The organism is Cellvibrio sp. 25HG11W-0 (genome assembly GCF_057815475.1).
The window spans coordinates 4,735,894-4,752,072 of record NZ_CM174230.1; the positions used below are offsets into that span (position 1 = coordinate 4,735,894).

The 16,179-nt window shown below is 46.5% G+C and carries 13 protein-coding genes; 10 read left to right on the forward strand and 3 right to left on the reverse strand.

What is annotated here, in order from left to right; genetic code table 11:
* Positions 1-11 precede the first annotated feature (11 nt).
* From AC0KUT_RS19840 to AC0KUT_RS19850, 3 genes are all read left to right on the forward strand, one after another.
* A complete protein-coding gene (locus AC0KUT_RS19840; RefSeq protein WP_488832267.1) occupies positions 12-1,025 on the forward strand; it encodes an SPFH domain-containing protein in 1,014 nt (337 codons plus the stop codon).
* A gap of 2 nt (positions 1,026-1,027) precedes the next feature.
* Entirely contained in the window at positions 1,028-1,948 is a 921-nt protein-coding gene (locus tag AC0KUT_RS19845; protein ID WP_488832269.1) for a diacylglycerol kinase catalytic domain-containing protein, read from the forward strand.
* 106 nt (positions 1,949-2,054) lie between these two features.
* Complete coding sequence (locus AC0KUT_RS19850; protein WP_488832271.1) at positions 2,055-2,522, forward strand: 2OG-Fe(II) oxygenase; 468 nt, start codon at positions 2,055-2,057, stop codon at positions 2,520-2,522.
* Between the two features lie 50 nt (positions 2,523-2,572).
* Here the strand turns inward: AC0KUT_RS19850 and AC0KUT_RS19855 are convergent, their stop codons facing one another.
* Positions 2,573-3,499, reverse strand: coding sequence for a response regulator (locus tag AC0KUT_RS19855; RefSeq protein ID WP_488832273.1), 927 nt, complete (start codon positions 3,497-3,499; stop codon positions 2,573-2,575).
* 1 nt (position 3,500) lies between these two features.
* Positions 3,501-6,938, reverse strand: coding sequence for a hybrid sensor histidine kinase/response regulator (locus tag AC0KUT_RS19860; RefSeq protein WP_488832275.1), 3,438 nt, complete (start codon positions 6,936-6,938; stop codon positions 3,501-3,503).
* Between the two features lie 575 nt (positions 6,939-7,513).
* Between AC0KUT_RS19860 and urtA the strand changes: the two genes are divergently transcribed.
* From urtA to urtE, 5 genes are all read left to right on the forward strand, one after another.
* Positions 7,514-8,770 (forward strand): urea ABC transporter substrate-binding protein, encoded by a 1,257-nt coding sequence (urtA, locus tag AC0KUT_RS19865; protein WP_488832276.1) that lies wholly within the window; start codon positions 7,514-7,516, stop codon positions 8,768-8,770.
* Positions 8,771-8,928: 158 nt separating this feature from the next.
* Positions 8,929-9,855 carry an urea ABC transporter permease subunit UrtB gene (gene urtB, locus AC0KUT_RS19870; RefSeq protein ID WP_488832278.1) on the forward strand — a complete coding sequence of 309 codons (927 nt, stop codon included), beginning with the start codon at positions 8,929-8,931 and terminating at the stop codon, positions 9,853-9,855.
* 14 nt (positions 9,856-9,869) lie between these two features.
* Positions 9,870-11,096, forward strand: a complete 1,227-nt coding sequence (gene urtC, locus AC0KUT_RS19875) for an urea ABC transporter permease subunit UrtC (protein ID WP_488832279.1) — start codon at positions 9,870-9,872, stop codon at positions 11,094-11,096.
* Positions 11,083-11,832, forward strand: a complete 750-nt coding sequence (urtD, locus tag AC0KUT_RS19880; RefSeq protein ID WP_488832280.1) for an urea ABC transporter ATP-binding protein UrtD — start codon at positions 11,083-11,085, stop codon at positions 11,830-11,832. The genes urtC and urtD overlap by 14 nt, the downstream gene beginning before the upstream one ends.
* A 34-nt stretch (positions 11,833-11,866) precedes the next feature.
* The gene (gene urtE / locus AC0KUT_RS19885) at positions 11,867-12,556 is read left to right on the forward strand and encodes an urea ABC transporter ATP-binding subunit UrtE (protein ID WP_488832282.1); all 690 of its coding nucleotides are present in this window, start codon (positions 11,867-11,869) and stop codon (positions 12,554-12,556) included.
* A gap of 315 nt (positions 12,557-12,871) precedes the next feature.
* Here the strand turns inward: urtE and AC0KUT_RS19890 are convergent, their stop codons facing one another.
* The gene (locus AC0KUT_RS19890) at positions 12,872-13,189 is read right to left on the reverse strand and encodes a hypothetical protein (RefSeq protein WP_488832283.1); all 318 of its coding nucleotides are present in this window, start codon (positions 13,187-13,189) and stop codon (positions 12,872-12,874) included.
* An 805-nt stretch (positions 13,190-13,994) separates the two neighbouring features.
* Between AC0KUT_RS19890 and AC0KUT_RS19895 the strand changes: the two genes are divergently transcribed.
* Both AC0KUT_RS19895 and fmdA read left to right on the forward strand, forming a co-directional pair.
* Entirely contained in the window at positions 13,995-14,540 is a 546-nt protein-coding gene (locus AC0KUT_RS19895; protein ID WP_488832285.1) for a hypothetical protein, read from the forward strand.
* A gap of 304 nt (positions 14,541-14,844) precedes the next feature.
* Positions 14,845-16,074, forward strand: coding sequence for a formamidase (fmdA, locus tag AC0KUT_RS19900; protein ID WP_488832287.1), 1,230 nt, complete (start codon positions 14,845-14,847; stop codon positions 16,072-16,074).
* Positions 16,075-16,179: the final 105 nt, after the last annotated feature.

A 16,179-nucleotide genomic window follows, 5' to 3' on the forward strand; every position in this document is an offset into this window, starting at 1 on the left:
GGAGTTTTACCATGTTCAATATCGGATATTTTAAAGCAAGCCCCACCACTTTTGTGGTGCAGTACCACAAGGGGAAAATTAAGCGTCAAGGTCTCGGATTATCATTTTTTTACTTTGCACCATCTACTTCTTTGGTTGCCATTCCTATGGCGAGCCAGGATGTGCCTTTCATGCTAAAAGAAACAACCGCAGACTTTCAGGAAATGACAATTCAAGGACAGTTAGTTTTTCGAATTGCAGCCGCGCCAAAACTTGCGGGTATGATGAACTTTGCATTGGCCGACAATGCCAAAGATTACAGTGCGAATGACCCAGAAAAACTACCTAATCGGATATTAAATTTGGTACAGGTATTAATGCGCGCCGAAATACAACAATTACCTTTGCGTAAAGCACTCACAGCTTCACGCGCGCTGGTAACAAGTGTACGCGAGCAACTTAAAACATCAGATGTTTTAATGAATTTGGGTATTGAGGTGGTCGACTTAGCCATTCAAGCAATTCGTCCTGCACCAGAAACCTCACGCGCACTGGAAGCTTCAGTCCGCGAGGCGTTGCTAAAAGAAGCTGACGAAGCAACCTATGCTCGTCGCAACGCCGCCATTGAACAGGAACGCGCTATCAAAGAAAACGAACTGCGTACCGAGCTGGCGGTAGAAGCAAAGAAACGTGAGTTGCGCGAAAACCAAGTAGAAGCAGATCGCGCGGTAAAAGAAAAAGAACGCCTAATTCACAAAGAAGATATGGAAGCACAGGTAGCGTTGGAAGCGAAGCGCCAGGAGCTTGTTGATCTGGCAACCGCCAATGAACGCAAGCAGGGCGAAGCCAAAGCCTACGGCATCGAAAAAATGATGGAGGCCTTAAATAAAATCGATCCAAAGTTGTTTGAGGCCATTGCTACCAGTGGCACCGACCCAGAATTAGTTATCGCCCAAGCGTTCAAAAGCCTCGCGACTAACTCTGGAAAAATTGGCCAGTTGAATATCACACCCGATTTGCTCGGCAGCTTATTACACAGGAAATGATCATGGAGCGTTTAAGTGATCGCAATATCATCCTCGTCCACCGCGAAACGCGGTTGGACGGTTTGATTCGCCGCCACAATACCCGGGCCCAAGCCGCATTTTACTTACAAAGTCGCGGTGACAATGTAGCGGACTATCAAGATGAAGACCGCGAATTAAAAATGGCCTTAGAGGCCGCTGAAAAAATCTTGCGGCAATATGGTCGCGTACAGCGACTTGAACGAAACTTTCTAACCAATTTTATCTTTGGACCGGAAGATGTTGTTGTAGTCGCCGGCCAGGACGGTTTGGTTGCTAACACGCTCAAATATTTAAATGGACAACCGTTAATTGCCGTCAACCCTGCACCCCAGCGATTTGATGGGCAACTACTACCATTTCAATTACACAACCTCGCCACCATCACCACTGAGGTTCTACATAATCGATTTTTAGCAAAAGCAGTGACCATGGCTCAAGCCACCTTGAACGATGGACAAACTCTACTCGCCGTCAACGATTTATATATCGGCCCCAAAATGCCAGTGTCTGCGCGCTATGAGCTGTCCTATCGCGACCAAACCGAAGTGCAATCCTCTTCCGGCATTATTATTTCAACCGGGATGGGCTCTACAGGATGGTTAAGTAGTTTACTTACAGGTGCCAGCGCTATAACAGGAATAGAACAGTCGCCTATCAACATGCCTTGGAATTCCCGTAGTTTATGTTTTTGTGTACGTGAACCATTTCCTTCACATGCCACAGGCACAAGTTTGGTTTATGGAAAGATTGAGGAATCGGAAACATTCAAGCTTTCATCTCAAATGGCCGAAGGTGGTATTATTTTTTCAGATGGCATCGTCGAAGACGCAATTGAATTTAATTCTGGCACTATTGCTACTATTGGAATTGCTTCAATACAGGGCCAGCTAGTTACACATTAATGGAGATAGTGCATTGCAACTTCAACAGCTAACAGATGGTATATTTACTATCGAATACTTTCTAGATGAAAGCGACTGTAGCTACCTAATAGCACTTAGTGAATCATTGAGATACACACCTGCTGATGTCGATGTGAATGGCCAACGTCAAATGCTCTCTATGGTTCGCACCAATGAGCGGGTAGATATGAAGTCTCCGGAGCTGGCTGAGAAATTTTGGAGAAAATTAAAGGACGTTGACTTAACTCCAATTGACGTAACACAACCTAGCGGTCTCAACCCCTTCTTTCGTTTTTATCGCTATGACAGTGATCAAAAATTTAATATGCACAAGGATGGCAGCAAAGAACATGATGGCAATCATAGTCGCTTTACCATGCTGATCTACTTAAATAGCCTTGATCGATCTGGAGCTACACGGTTCAGAAAAGACAATATCGAGGTGCAGCCTAAAGCGGGAACTATATTGTTATTCCAACACGAGCTTTGGCATGCAGGAATGCCAGTTCATAACGGCGTAAAATACGTTTTACGGACTGATCTATTATTTACCTCCACTGGCAGTCAGGCTTAGAAACACCCAGTATAAAGTAGTATTTTTTGCTAAGAAGTTGAAAAATCAATCTAACTGTTCCGCGCTAAACATTTAAGCGCAACAGCGGCAGCAGAGGTTCTATTTTCTACGCCGAGTTTTTTGAAAATCTGTTCGAGATGTTTATTCACCGTGCGCGGGCTCATGTCCAGAATTTGGCCAATTTCGCGATTGGTTTTTCCATTGGCAATCCAAATAAGCACATCCGCTTCGCGCACCGTCACCGCAAATTGTTGTTTGAGTGCTTGAGTATTTTCAGCGGGTTTATGGGGGTTGGTAAGGCGCAACAAATATTCTTTGCCGTCAATTAAATTGAGCATTTCCAAACTTAAGTCGGTGCTGCAATCTTGCAGCGGGAGTTGATGCCCTGTGTCAGGTTCATGGCTGAGCCAAGTGCGCAATTGCTGGTGAATATCAGCGGTTAAACCTATGGCATCATCACTGGCACCAGCTTGCGCCAGTAGCTGATAAACCTGCGGCGTAGCCCAGAGCAATTGACCACTTAAATCTACCGTCAATAAATATTGCCCTGCGGTATCCAAAGCGGCGCGAGCACTTTGCGTAATACGCGCGGTAGCGAGATGCACGCGCATGCGCGCAATTAATTCTTCCGGGTTGATCGGCTTAGTCACATAGTCCACACCGCCAGCGGTGAGTCCCATCACTACATGCTCGGTATCCGATAAACCCGTCATGAAAATAATGGGCACATCCGCCAACTGCGGATTTTGTTTTAGGCGTTTACAGGTTTCAAAGCCATCCATGTTGGGCATAAGCGCATCGAGCAGAATAATATCGGGGCAAATATTTTTGGTAATCGTTAAGGCCTGCGCACCTTCAAGGGCGACTAAAACGGTGAACTGCGATTCCTCCAACACATCATTCAGCATGTGAATCGTGTCGATGCTGTCATCAACCACCAAGACTACTTGCGTGTCTTTTTTAAGCTTGCTGTTCATTTTACTCTTGCTCCAGTGAATCAAGGTCCGGGCTATCGACTAGATCCAGAATTTTTTCAAATTGAAAATTGGCGATGAGCTGCTCTAGCTGCCGAATAAATTCAGGACTGGCTGCAGCGTTCGCCTGGAGCCATTGAATTTTTACTTGCAAACCTTTTTTGTGCCCTATAAGCGCGAGATGAGCAAGCTCATGTAAATGCTCCTCTGCAGGCAGCGTCAAACTGGGAATAGTATCGGCATGCGGCGTCTGTGTTACTGCAGACTTTTCATAGCACCAGGTTAAATTCAGCAGGTCACCTAGATGATCCAACAACAATTGCATGCGCACAGGTTTAATTACATAGGCGTTGTGCGGCTGCGTCGATTCCACATTGTCCGTGAAGGATTGATTCTTGCCCTCGCTGGCATCGGCCGACACCATAATAATCGGCCCCATAAAATTTTCTGTGCGCAGTTGCTGTGCTAATTGCCAACCATTTAAACCGGGCATGGATACATCGAGCATAATTAAATCGGGGCGATTATCCTGCGCGGTCTCCTGCGCTAAGCGCGCCAATGCTAGCAGCGGATTATCCACCTCAATAATGGTAAACCCTAAAGGCGCCAACATGGCGCGCATAAGTTGGCGGTGCGATGCTTCATCATCCACCAACATCAGTGTACGCACGCGCCCTTGGTAGCCGTATATAGTTTGACTGGGAATACTGACACTTTCGGAGCGCGGTTTGCTGATGCTCGACAGCATGAGGCTGGCTTTAAATGTACTGCCTTCACCCAGCGTACTTTTCACCGCGATATCACCGCCCATAATTTCACACAAGAGCCGCGTAATGGTCAGCCCCAAGCCCGTACCTGTTGCGGTAGAACCCGGGCGACGAACACGCTCAAAGGGGCGAAAGATGCGGTCAATATTATCGGGGGCTATGCCTTCACCGCTGTCCCGCACGGTAAATTCCGCTACTTGATTGCGATAGCGCAGTTTGAATTGCACGCTGCCTTGTTCGGTATACTTAATTGCATTCGATAACAAATTAATTAAAATTTGGCGCAATCGTTTTTCATCAGTGCGCACCAGTTCTGGCAGCCGGTCCTGACATTCAAATATAAATTCCAGCCCTTTAGCTTCGGCCTGCACCCGAAACATTTGCACCAGCTGTTCCACCAATTGCGCGAGGGGCACCTGATCTTGGTGCAAGTCCAAGCGCCCCGCTTCAATTTTAGAAATATCCAATAGGCCTTCAATTAAATCCGCAAGATGCTCACCACTGCGGCGAATTACGCTGATTGCATCGCGTCGATGCAGCGGTATTGCCGAATCTTTTTCCAGCAACTGCGCATAACCCAACACCGCATTCAGTGGTGAACGCAATTCATGACTAATACCGGTTAGGTAGCGACTCTTCGCAAGGTTAGCCGCATCCGCTTGTTCTTTAGCCAGCTGCAGGGCGCGATCAGTGCGTTCATGGGCCTCAATCTCTTCCATCAACAAGCGGGTTTGTTTTTGCGATTCTTCTTGCGCCACAAAGCGACTGTCATGGGCCAACACAAACAGCCAGCTGATAACGCCGGTGACAATCACCAGCAAGAAAAATACTTTCCACAAAGTCGCTTCCAAGAGCGCGGCGGTATCAGGCGTATTAAAACGTGTTTGAAAATAAATCAGCGAAAGTAAAATTGCCGATAAACCATTGATCACAATCACCAAGCTTAAAAAGTGCCCCACTTGGGAGCTAATCCGCGAGGTAACAAAACGCGGTAGAAACGCTTTAAAAAATTGGCTGAGTTGTTCGGAATAGGCGGCGCCGGGTTTGCAAAAATCTTGGCAACGAGCATCCAGTGAGCAGCAGAGTGAACATATAGGGCCAGCGTAAGCGGGACAAAAGGTCATATCCTCATGCTCAAATTTGTGCTCACAAATACAACAGCTTTGCGTTGCATGGCGCGCATCATCCGGCGCCGTATTTGGCTCCACAGGGCGCGCCAAATAATAACGGCCACCTGTGCCATAGGCGATGAGCGGTGCGCAGATAAGTGCAGCGCCAAGCGCAATAAAATGTGAGAGCGCCTGTGCTAAATCGCCAAACCAACCGCTGTGGCACACAATACCTAGCAGTGAGGCTATGAGCATAGCGCCAAACCCAACAGGGTTAATGTCGTAGAGATGCGCGCGTTTAAATTCAATATGCTTAGGGCTTAAACCGAGCGGTTTATTAATTACCAAATCGGCCACGAGCGCGCCGAGCCAAGCAACGGCAACTATGCCGTAAAAGCCGAGAGTTTGTTCCAGTGCGCGATAAACGCCCAGCTCCATCAGCAACAGTGCAATGGCCACATTGAAGACCAACCAAACCACGCGCCCTGGATGACTGTGAGTTAAGCGCGAAAAAAAGTTTGACCAGGCAATAGAGCCCGCATAAGCATTGGTCACATTAATTTTTAACTGACTGAGAATGACAAAAATACCGGCAACCGAAAGCGCGACTTCTGGCGAATTAGCGATATAGCTAAATGCCACCATGTACATACGCGTGGGGTCAGCGGATTCCTGCAAGCCAATACCGTGGTTCATGGCGAGCACCGCAAGAAAAGAACCCGCCAGAATTTTGATGCTGCCAATCACAATCCAACCCGGGCCACCTGCAATGAGCGCCGCCCACCACTGCCATTTTTTATCGGGTTTTGGCTCTGGTAAAAAACGTAAAAAATCCACCTGCTCGCCAATTTGCGCGATCAGCGAAAAAATAACGGCAGACGCTGCGCCAAAAAATAAAATATTAATGCCCGCTGGCGCTTCATCGCCAGTTTGCAAGCTGCCGGAATACTGCGTCCAACTTTCAACCGCACTGGCGTCGGCGTAAATGATAAAAACAAAGGGCAATAGCTGTAGCACAATCCACAGAGGCTGACTCCAAAGTTGAAAGCGACTGATAAAGGTAATGCCGTGGGTAACCAGCGGAATAATCGCGAGTGAACTGATGAGATAGCCATAGACCAGTGGAATGCCAAACAGCAAATCTAGCGCCATGGACATAATGGCAGCTTCGAGAGCAAAAAATATGAAAGTAAAGGAGGCGTAAATTAGCGAGGTGATAGTGGAGCCGATATAACCAAAGCCTGCACCGCGCGTCAGTAAATCAATATCCACACCATATTTTGCCGCGTAATAGCTGATGGGAATTGCCGTTAAAAAAATAATCAAACTCACGGCGCAAATTGCGGCAACGGCATTGTTAAAACCATAGTGCAAGGTAATGGCGCCGCCTATGGCCTCCAGCGCGAGGAATGAAATGGCGCCGAGTGCCGTAGTCGCGACGCGCGAATTGGACCAGCGCCGCGCGCTTTTCGCGGTAAAACGCAGCGCGTAGTCCTCTAGGGTTTGATTCGCAACCCATTGATTGTAATTGCGTCGCACACGAAAAATATGTTGTTTTGCAGCCATGGGGTACCCGAATGAGATTGCGGTTTGTTCATCCGGGAACACACGCGTCTATTGGCCTTACAGCACAAGAATGCCAACTTTTGGTGCAACCAAGAAAATATGGAATATCCTGGTGCATATCTAGCTTCTAACGCGACGAGAAAACGCGCGTTAAGTGCGGTGAGAGTAAAAAAATGCTCTTGAGCGATGTAACTACCTAATCCCTCTCAATTGCCGTACCAACTTTTAAGCGCCAAAAATTCACTGTCCATCCTGCTACAGGCTGCGCATTTACCACCCAATCTAAACACCCACCAATCCTCCTTCATTAATTCTTTTGAAAAAATACCGAGTACACCGCTGCAGCGCTATGCGTCAAATAACGTAGCCCCATGGGGTATTTATCGAATGGTTTGCGAGGGGGCATAAGCCTAGATTGGCAAACGTGGATAGTGCTTTAGCGCTTCTGCGGCAAGAGAAGCGCCCTGCGGGATTTGTGTTGGCAACAGTCTCACCCACCACAAGGCGCGCAGCGCAATAACAACCTGGCCATTACGTGGTTTGAGCAACTTACATTAACTGCATGAGGATAGACCATGAAGACATCAGCGTTTAACCCCCGCCAAACTCAGTTTGCCGAGGTATTTAAATCCAACTGGAAAAAATGTTTATTAACGCTCGCGGCGAGCTGCGCATTTAGTTTTGCGCAGGCAGATGAGGTGAACTCCACAGGCCTTGCAGTCACTGACACTACCGTGAAGGTAGGTATTTTGCACTCAGTGACAGGCACCATGGCCATCAGCGAAACTGGATCGGTCCAAGCTGAAAAAATGGCGATTGACCAAATCAATGCCATGGGCGGCATTCTCGGCCGCAAAATTGAATACATTCAAGAAGATGGTGCCAGTGACTGGCCAACCTTCGCCGAAAAATCCAAAAAGCTTTTAGTAAATGACAAAGTCGCTGCGGTATTCGGCTGCTGGACTTCCGCTTCGCGCAAAGCCGTACTGCCGGTATTTGAACAATACAACGGCATGCTCTACTACCCCACTTTTTACGAAGGCCTTGAACAATCACCCAATGTTATTTACACCGGCCAAGAAGCTACCCAACAAATTATTGCGGGTATCGACTGGGTTACCAAAACCAAAGGTGCTAAATCTTTTTACCTGTTGGGTTCCGACTATATTTGGCCACGCACCTCCAACAAAATTGCGCGCAAGCACATTGAAAAGTTAGGCTTGAAAGTGGTCGGCGAAGAGTACTACCCATTGGGCCACACCCAATTCAACTCAGTGATCAACAAAATCAAACTGAAAAAACCTGATGTGATTTACGCAATTGTTGTAGGCGGCTCTAACGTTGCCTTCTACAAGCAATTAAAAGCAGCGGGTATCGATATGACTAAAGAGAAGCCACTGGTACTGACCATTTCAGTGACTGAGGATGAGATCCTTGGCATTGGCGGTGAAAATATGCAGGGCGCTTACGCCTCGATGAAATACTTCCAAAGCTTGCCTAACGACAACAACAAAAAGTTTGTTGCCGACTTCAAAGCAAAATACGGTAAAGACATCGTAATTGGTGATGTAACTCAAGCCGCTTACCTCGGCCCATGGTTGTGGAAAGCGGCGGTAGAAAAAGCCGGTTCGTTTGATATCGACAAGGTGCGCGCTGCATCGCCCGGTATAGAGCTAACCACTGCACCAGAAGGCTATGTAAAAGTTCACCCCAATCATCACCTCTGGTCTAAAACCCGCATAGGTCACGCTCGTCCTGATGGCCAATATGATGTGGTGTATGAAACCAAAGAATTGATCGAACCTAACCCCTTCCCAGAAGGTTACCAATAGGTTTTACCTGCGGCCTAAATGCCTTCCCCCTCAAGGCATTTAGGCTGCGGCCCTTAGTAACGCCTGTTTTCCTACAAGCAAAACGTATTTCTTAGAATGTAAAAATCCACACGAATTCTTCACACGATATTTATTTAATTTCACAAGAGGACTAGGCAATGTTTGCTGAATATAGCACCTCAGAATTACTGTCTATTTTTGCAATGCAAGGCGTTGCAGGTCTAATTCTGTTTGCAGTCTTTGTCCTAATGGCCCTTGGTTTGGCGATCATTTTTGGACAAATGGGTGTGATCAATATGGCGCATGGGGAATTTATGATTCTCGGTGCTTATGTCACTTACTTAACATCCCATGTTTTTTCTACTTACCTACCGGACTTTTTTAGTGTCTATTTTATTCTCGCGATGATCCTCGCCTTTATTGCCGCTGGCGCACTTGGCGCTTTCGTGGAGTGGGCGATGATTAGGCATCTCTACCACCGCCCGCTGGATACGCTATTGGCGACCTGGGGCTTAAGTTTAATTCTGCAACAACTTTACCGCACCGTATTCGGCGCGCGCGAAGTGGGCGTCACCTTACCCGACTGGCTTATGGGTTCGGTGCACCTTTCCGAAACAATTGAACTACCCATTAATGGTTTGTTTGTGATGCTACTTGCGCTGGGAATTTCCCTCTCCGTCGCAATTTTAATGTATCGCTCACGCTGGGGTACGCAAGTGCGCGCGGTGGTGCAAAATCGCGCTATGGCTGGTGCCGTCGGTATTAATACTGCCAAAGTTGATCGCATCACCTTCGCTCTGGGTTGCGGTATTGCCGGTGTCGCGGGTAGCGCATTTACCATGATTGGTTCAACCGGCCCCACCTCCGGCCAGCTTTATATAGTCGATACATTTTTAGTCGTGGTATTTGGCGGTGCCTCAAGCCTGCTTGGCACTATGGCTTCGGCCTTCACCATTTCACAGGCGCAATCTACGATGGAATTTTTCCTCAGTGGATCTATGGCCAAGGTGCTTACGCTGTTATTTGTGGTACTGGTGCTCATGCTCCGCCCACAAGGTTTATTCACCCTTAAAGTGCGTCGTTAAGAGGAGTAGCTATTATGTCGTATCAAGGTTTAGCGTCACTCTTACCTAAAAAAGATCTATTGGGGTTTGTCGTACTCGCCGTTATTTTAATTGTAGTCTTGCCGCTTTCGTTTGATATTTTCCGTTTAAATTTAATTGGCAAATATCTCACCTATTCATTTGTTGCTGTGGGCCTAGTGCTCTGCTGGGGCTACGGTGGCATTTTAAGTTTAGGGCAGGGTGTATTTTTTGGTCTCGGCGGTTACATCATGGCGATGTTTTTAAAATTAGAAGCATCAGACCCCATCAGCACTAAAATCCAATCAACACCGGGTATACCCGATTTTATGGATTGGAATCAGATTACTGAATTGCCTTTTTTCTGGCAGCCGTTTTACAGCTTTAGTTTTACCCTCGCTGCCTTAATCATAGTGCCCACTATTATCGCTTACATAGTCGGTGTCGCCATGTTCAAACGCCGTGTTGGCGGTGTTTACTTTGCCATCATCACCCAAGCGATTGCGGCAATTCTAACCATTTTAATTATTGGTCAGCAGGGTTATACCGGTGGCGTAAACGGCATGACGGATTTACGCACACTACACGGCTGGGACATTCGCACCGACAGCGCAAAATACTATTTGTATTTTGTCTGCGTACTACTGTTGTTTGTGTGTTTGTTTATCGCGCAATACATTCGTAAAAGTAAATTAGGCCGTTTACTAGTGGCCATGCGCGACAAAGAAGACCGCGTGCGCTTTTCAGGTTATGACGTAGCTAACTTTAAAATATTTGTGTTCTGCATAGGCGCTATTTTTGCCGCAGTTGGTGGCGCCATGTTTACTCTACAAGTCGGCTTTATGTCACCCACACTGGTTGGCATTGTCCCCTCGATTGAAATGGTGATCTTCTGTGCAGTGGGCGGACGGCTTTCCATTATAGGTGCGGTCTACGGTGCCTTGATTGTGAACGCGGCAAAAACATCTTTCTCCGAAAGCTTTCCCGAACTCTGGTTGTTCGCCATGGGCGCGTTGTTTATCGGTGTAGTCATGGCCTTTCCCGATGGTTTGGCAGGCCTCTATAACCGCTACGCCGCACCCAAAGTAGATGCCTTTATAGCAAAAGTAACAGGCCGCACTCACACTCACACACTCGCCCCCACAACAGCCAATACCAGCCTAAAAACAGATTCGAACACTGCGACCAAATCAGTTGATAGCACGCCGTCATTGAACCAAGGAGTTATCCATGAGCCCCAGTAATACAGACTTTGTCTTGGCGGTGGAAAATCTCACCGTCTCATTTGATGGTTTTAAGGCCGTGAACGATTTGAGTTTTTATGTCGATGAAAACGAAATTCGCGTCATCATCGGCCCTAATGGCGCAGGTAAAACCACAGTGTTGGATTTAATTTGTGGGCGCACCAAAGCTACAGAGGGCTCGATTAAATTTCGCAATAAAGAACTTACCAAAATGAAAGAGCACGACATCGTCAAAGCCGGGGTGGGGCGTAAATTTCAAACCCCCTCGATTTACGGTGACCTAAGCGTGTTTGAAAATTTGGAAATTTCTTTCCCGCGCGGGCGCTCAGTGTTTGGCGCACTTACTTTTAAACGCGATGCAGAAGTCATCAACAAGGTGCACGAAGTGGCGCAGATGATTTTTCTCGACGATCAGTTAGATCGCCAAGCAGAACTTCTCAGCCACGGCCAAAAACAATGGTTAGAAATTGGCATGCTGCTGATTCAAGACCCAGATCTTTTAATGCTGGATGAACCCGTTGCGGGCATGTCCGTGGGCGAGCGTCAACAAACCGCAGAACTCTTGCGCCGTATCACCAAAGATCGCTCGGTGATAGTCATTGAGCACGATATGCAATTCGTCGCACAAATAGCCGACAAGGTGACGGTGTTACACCAAGGTAAAATTCTTGCTGAAGGTTCAATCGACAAAGTAAAAGCAGACCCCAAAGTGATAGAAGTCTATCTCGGCCATTAAATAGCACTGGGTAAAATATTTTTAGGAGTCCATCATGCTAGCAGTTGCAGACTATCGAGTGAGTTACGGCCAAAGCGAAGTACTACACGGTTTAAATTTCACCGTAAAACCCAATGAAATTGTCGCCATCATGGGGCGCAATGGCATGGGTAAAACCACGCTGATGAAATCACTCATGGGCGTTATCCCCAGCGCCTCGGGTAGCGTTAAGTTAGACGATAAAGAAGTCAGTCATTTAAAAAGCTTTCAACGGGTCGCCAGCGGTTTCGGTTTTGTGCCCCAGGGGCGCATGATTTTCTCCAGCATGACGGTGAAAGAAAATATTGAAACGGGCTTAACCACTACCAAACGCCGCAGTGTACCGCGCGAACTCTACGATATGTTTCCGGTACTCTTAGAAATGCGCAATCGCCGCGGCGGTAATCTCTCCGGCGGCCAACAGCAACAGCTTGCTATAGCGCGCGCACTGGCCAGCGACCCTAAAATGCTTTTTCTCGACGAACCCACCGAAGGCATTCAGCCATCAATCATTCGCGAAATGGGCCGCACGCTAAAAATGATTCGCGATCAACGCGGTCTTTCGATTGTAGTTTCGGAGCAAGTACTGAGTTTTGCCCTGGATATTGCCGACCGGATTCTCGTCATCGAAAAAGGGGAAATTGTGCATGAAGAACTGCGTTCATCGGTAGATGAAGCAAAGATCGCAAGTTATTTATCGGTTTAATACCCGTAACAAGTTGTGCAGATAATCTGAACCAGAAAACGTTTACGAAAAAGTAAAATGTGTTTCGGCCGATTATCTGGAATCCAGCAACAGGCAGCCAATATTTAAAGGCTACCGCTATCAACAGCTTTTGTGATGTACCTGTGGTAAAAAGTTTAGCCAGTCTTCGCATTCATCTCGGGCGAAGCCTGGCTTTTTTTGAAGGTAAGCTGAATACTTGCATTGCGCAGTGTATTCAACCGTTTAGAAAAAGAAGCCACCTCTTTTTGTCATGCACCTCCAGATTTTTCCAAAAAAAAATCAGTTTTAAATTTATTACTCATTACGATCAGCAGAATTCCTCGGTGGTCGCTCTGGCATATTGTTGGGGCGACACGCAAGAGTAGCCTCATCCGATTTTCGCTTAGGCGTAACACAAATCCCCTCAATCATAGATTCATCGCGCCCCACAAAACTACACACATCACTCTCGCTTAAACCCTTACAGGCTATAAACGCCTGCTCCGGTGGACCGCTATGCTGCTCCTCGCGCGCAGGGCGCTGATCTTCTGCAGCATAAACGGGCATAGCAAAACTGTGCGCAAAAACAGCAACTATACCCACGCATTTAAATGTTTTAACGAATCTATTCATAGGTTTCCTCAATATCGAAATTAATTAACACGGATATTAAGACGCAAATGCCCACAAGGAGTTCGCCCCTCCCTGCAAGTACCATAGTTTTTGCACAATTACTAATGAGGCTTGTGGTGATAGCTAGAGATTATTTGGGGGTATCGAACGAATGATTTCTCAATTCGGCATGGCTTTTTAATACTAAAGGGAGAAGGTTAAAGAGCGGCCTTAATTTTTATAACCCCTCAAGCAATGATGAAAAAGACGGCACATAGCTAATGCAGCCGTAACTCTTCATCTATATTTTAGTGATAAGATAAACCTTTATTTTGAAAGGGCTATATTGCCTTGATCTTGTTTTAGATCTGGAAAATATACAGCTTAGGACTTTAGATAACCTGTTAGGCGAGTAAGGAGGTAAATATGGCAACTAAAATTCTGTTTTTTGATACAGAAAGTATTCACACCTATTACAGTGAAAAATGCAGCGTCAAGTTGGTATATCGATGAGTTTGGCGCAATTACTGCGCTAGTAGCGTGTTGTGTGGCAATATATTTTTGGAAGCGAGGCGCCAGTGAGTTTAGCGCTCTCAAAGAGTAAATCGGGTAGGAAATGTTATAGTTGCTTTCCCCACACCACATTCTCCGTGCAGCTCTGCAATAGCCATTTTGGCTATATACATCCAGACGTATCAAACTGGACATCTATATTTATATCTTTAGTGATAGGATAACCCCTTGTTTTTAAATATTTTATTGCCTTTGTTTTTTAGCTTTTGGAGGAATACGGTTTAGGCTGTTGAATAAACCGTGAGGTAAACACATGAAAGCACATATTAGTATATTAATTATTTTTATGCTTTTCAGCCTGAATGTTATTGCTACGCCTGAAGAAGAGGATAAACAGTTTGCGCTTCAATACCAAAAAGAAAAGTATATTGGCGAAGAAAACATACCTAGTATTGTAGAACAATTTGCACTAACTTTTGGTTGCGCGTTCCACATGGGAAAGGAGAGTGTGGTTGAATTAAAAGACTGGGAAGAAAGCTCTTACCTTGCTGTATATTCATTAGATTTAGGTTGTTCTGATGGTTCCGCAATGAGCCGACCTTATTTTTTAGTTCTTACTAACTTCGATCAATCACACCCTAGACGTATATTTGTTAACCCTAAATATTCCACACCGACTCAAACCTCACAAGACTTTCCACAAACAATAACGGGTATCTCAATCAAAAATGGGAAAATTTACTATTCGGCACGCGAATTTGATTTTGAAAAAGATGCTCTTTGCTGTCCATCTGTTCCGGTTGAAGGTGAATTAGTTTTTGACGGCAGTTATTGGATGCCGTTGCAGCTTACAAAATAATTACCTAACAAACACATAAGCTGCGCTGGACCCCCTACACACTTTCGGGCTAAGGCACGACCTACACACATTTATAGCAAGAAAGTTGAAGGCCCCAATCAACTCAAAAGTTAAATACTGTGGCGCCTTAATTTTTCTCACCTTAATAAACAAATCCTAATGTTTGGTATTCTTCCCCTGTCTATACGTCAAATAGCGTAGGTGCGCGGGCCATTTGTCGTATTGTTGGTTAAAAGGGTGCGCGGGATACTGAGATGGTCAAGTAAATACACACTTATTGATCTTAGCCTCAGGAGCCAACCCCATGACTGAAACAATTATCAAAGTAGATCTAAAAACATCGCCCTACGATAATGAAAATATTCATAACCGCTGGCACCCTGATATTCCTATGGCGGCGACGGTTAAGCCCGGCGACGATTTTATTATTGAATGTTACGACTGGACGGGCGGGCAGATTGCCAACAATGACTGCGCCGACGATGTGCGCGATGTAGATTTGTCGCAGGTTCACTTTCTGTCTGGCCCTGTCGGCATTGAAGGCGCAGAACCGGGTGATTTACTCGTGGTTGATATTCTCGACATTGGCGCCTTTGAAGAGAGCCAGTGGGGTTTTAATGGTTTCTTTTCCAAACAAAATGGCGGTGGGTTTTTAACCGAGCATTTTCCTGAAGCGCAAAAATCTATTTGGGATTTTAAGGGGATGTTTACCAAGTCGCGTCATATTCCCAATGTGGAATTTGCGGGCTTGATTCACCCAGGGCTTATTGGTTGCTTGCCCTCAAAAGAAATGTTGGAAGAGTGGAATAAGCGCGAGAAAGAACTCTACGACACCGAACCTGAGCGCGTGCCCGCACTTGCTACCTTACCCTACGCTGAAACCGCCCACATGGGCAAGATGAAGCCCGATGCGGCTAAAGAGGCTGCAGCAGAAGGTGCGCGCACTGTTCCCCCGCGCGAACACGGCGGCAACTGCGACATTAAAGATTTATCGCGCGGCTCTAAAATTTATTTCCCCGTATATGTTAAAGGCGGCGGCCTGTCGGTAGGCGATTTGCACTTTAGTCAAGGCGATGGTGAAATTACCTTTTGTGGCGCTATCGAAATGGCCGGCTGGATTCACCTGCGGGTGAATTTGATAAAAGGCGGCATGAGCAAATACGCCATTAAGAACCCTATCTTTAAACCTAGCCCTATAGCGCCTAAATACGATGACTATTTAATCTTTGAAGGCATCTCGGTAGATGAATATGGTCAACAACATTACTTGGATGTGCATGTTGCCTACCGCCAAGCTTGTTTGAACGCGATTAATTACCTCACCAAATTCGGTTACACCAAAGCGCAGGCTTACTCCATTCTTGGGTGCGCGCCGGTGCAGGGGCATATCTCCGGCGTGGTAGATATTCCCAACGCCTGTGCAACTCTATGGCTGCCGACAGGTATCTTCGACTTCGACATTAACCCCTCTGCTGAAGGGCCCACTAAAAAAGTCACCCCAGGGTTTGATGTGCCCTTGTCCAAGGATAAGTAAACGCTGAGAAAATAGCAGTGCTTGCTTGTAGGGTGGCTTGGTTGAACAGGCCACTTTACATTCACCCATAGGTGGCGGGTTGTAATGCACCCGCTCTACCAATTT

Excerpts from the sequence above, each read along its gene's own strand:
- AC0KUT_RS19840 (WP_488832267.1), top strand. The coding sequence starts at position 12 with ATGTTCAATATCGGATATTTTAAAGCAAGCCCCACCACTTTTGTGGTG.
- AC0KUT_RS19845 (WP_488832269.1), top strand. The coding sequence starts at position 1,028 with ATGGAGCGTTTAAGTGATCGCAATATCATCCTCGTCCACCGCGAAACG.
- AC0KUT_RS19855 (WP_488832273.1), bottom strand. The coding sequence starts at position 3,499 with ATGAACAGCAAGCTTAAAAAAGACACGCAAGTAGTCTTGGTGGTTGAT.
- AC0KUT_RS19860 (WP_488832275.1), bottom strand. The coding sequence starts at position 6,938 with ATGGCTGCAAAACAACATATTTTTCGTGTGCGACGCAATTACAATCAA.
- urtA (WP_488832276.1), top strand. The coding sequence starts at position 7,514 with ATGAAGACATCAGCGTTTAACCCCCGCCAAACTCAGTTTGCCGAGGTA.
- urtB (WP_488832278.1), top strand. The coding sequence starts at position 8,929 with ATGTTTGCTGAATATAGCACCTCAGAATTACTGTCTATTTTTGCAATG.
- urtC (WP_488832279.1), top strand. The coding sequence starts at position 9,870 with ATGTCGTATCAAGGTTTAGCGTCACTCTTACCTAAAAAAGATCTATTG.
- urtD (WP_488832280.1), top strand. The coding sequence starts at position 11,083 with ATGAGCCCCAGTAATACAGACTTTGTCTTGGCGGTGGAAAATCTCACC.
- urtE (WP_488832282.1), top strand. The coding sequence starts at position 11,867 with ATGCTAGCAGTTGCAGACTATCGAGTGAGTTACGGCCAAAGCGAAGTA.
- AC0KUT_RS19890 (WP_488832283.1), bottom strand. The coding sequence starts at position 13,189 with ATGAATAGATTCGTTAAAACATTTAAATGCGTGGGTATAGTTGCTGTT.
- AC0KUT_RS19895 (WP_488832285.1), top strand. The coding sequence starts at position 13,995 with ATGAAAGCACATATTAGTATATTAATTATTTTTATGCTTTTCAGCCTG.
- fmdA (WP_488832287.1), top strand. The coding sequence starts at position 14,845 with ATGACTGAAACAATTATCAAAGTAGATCTAAAAACATCGCCCTACGAT.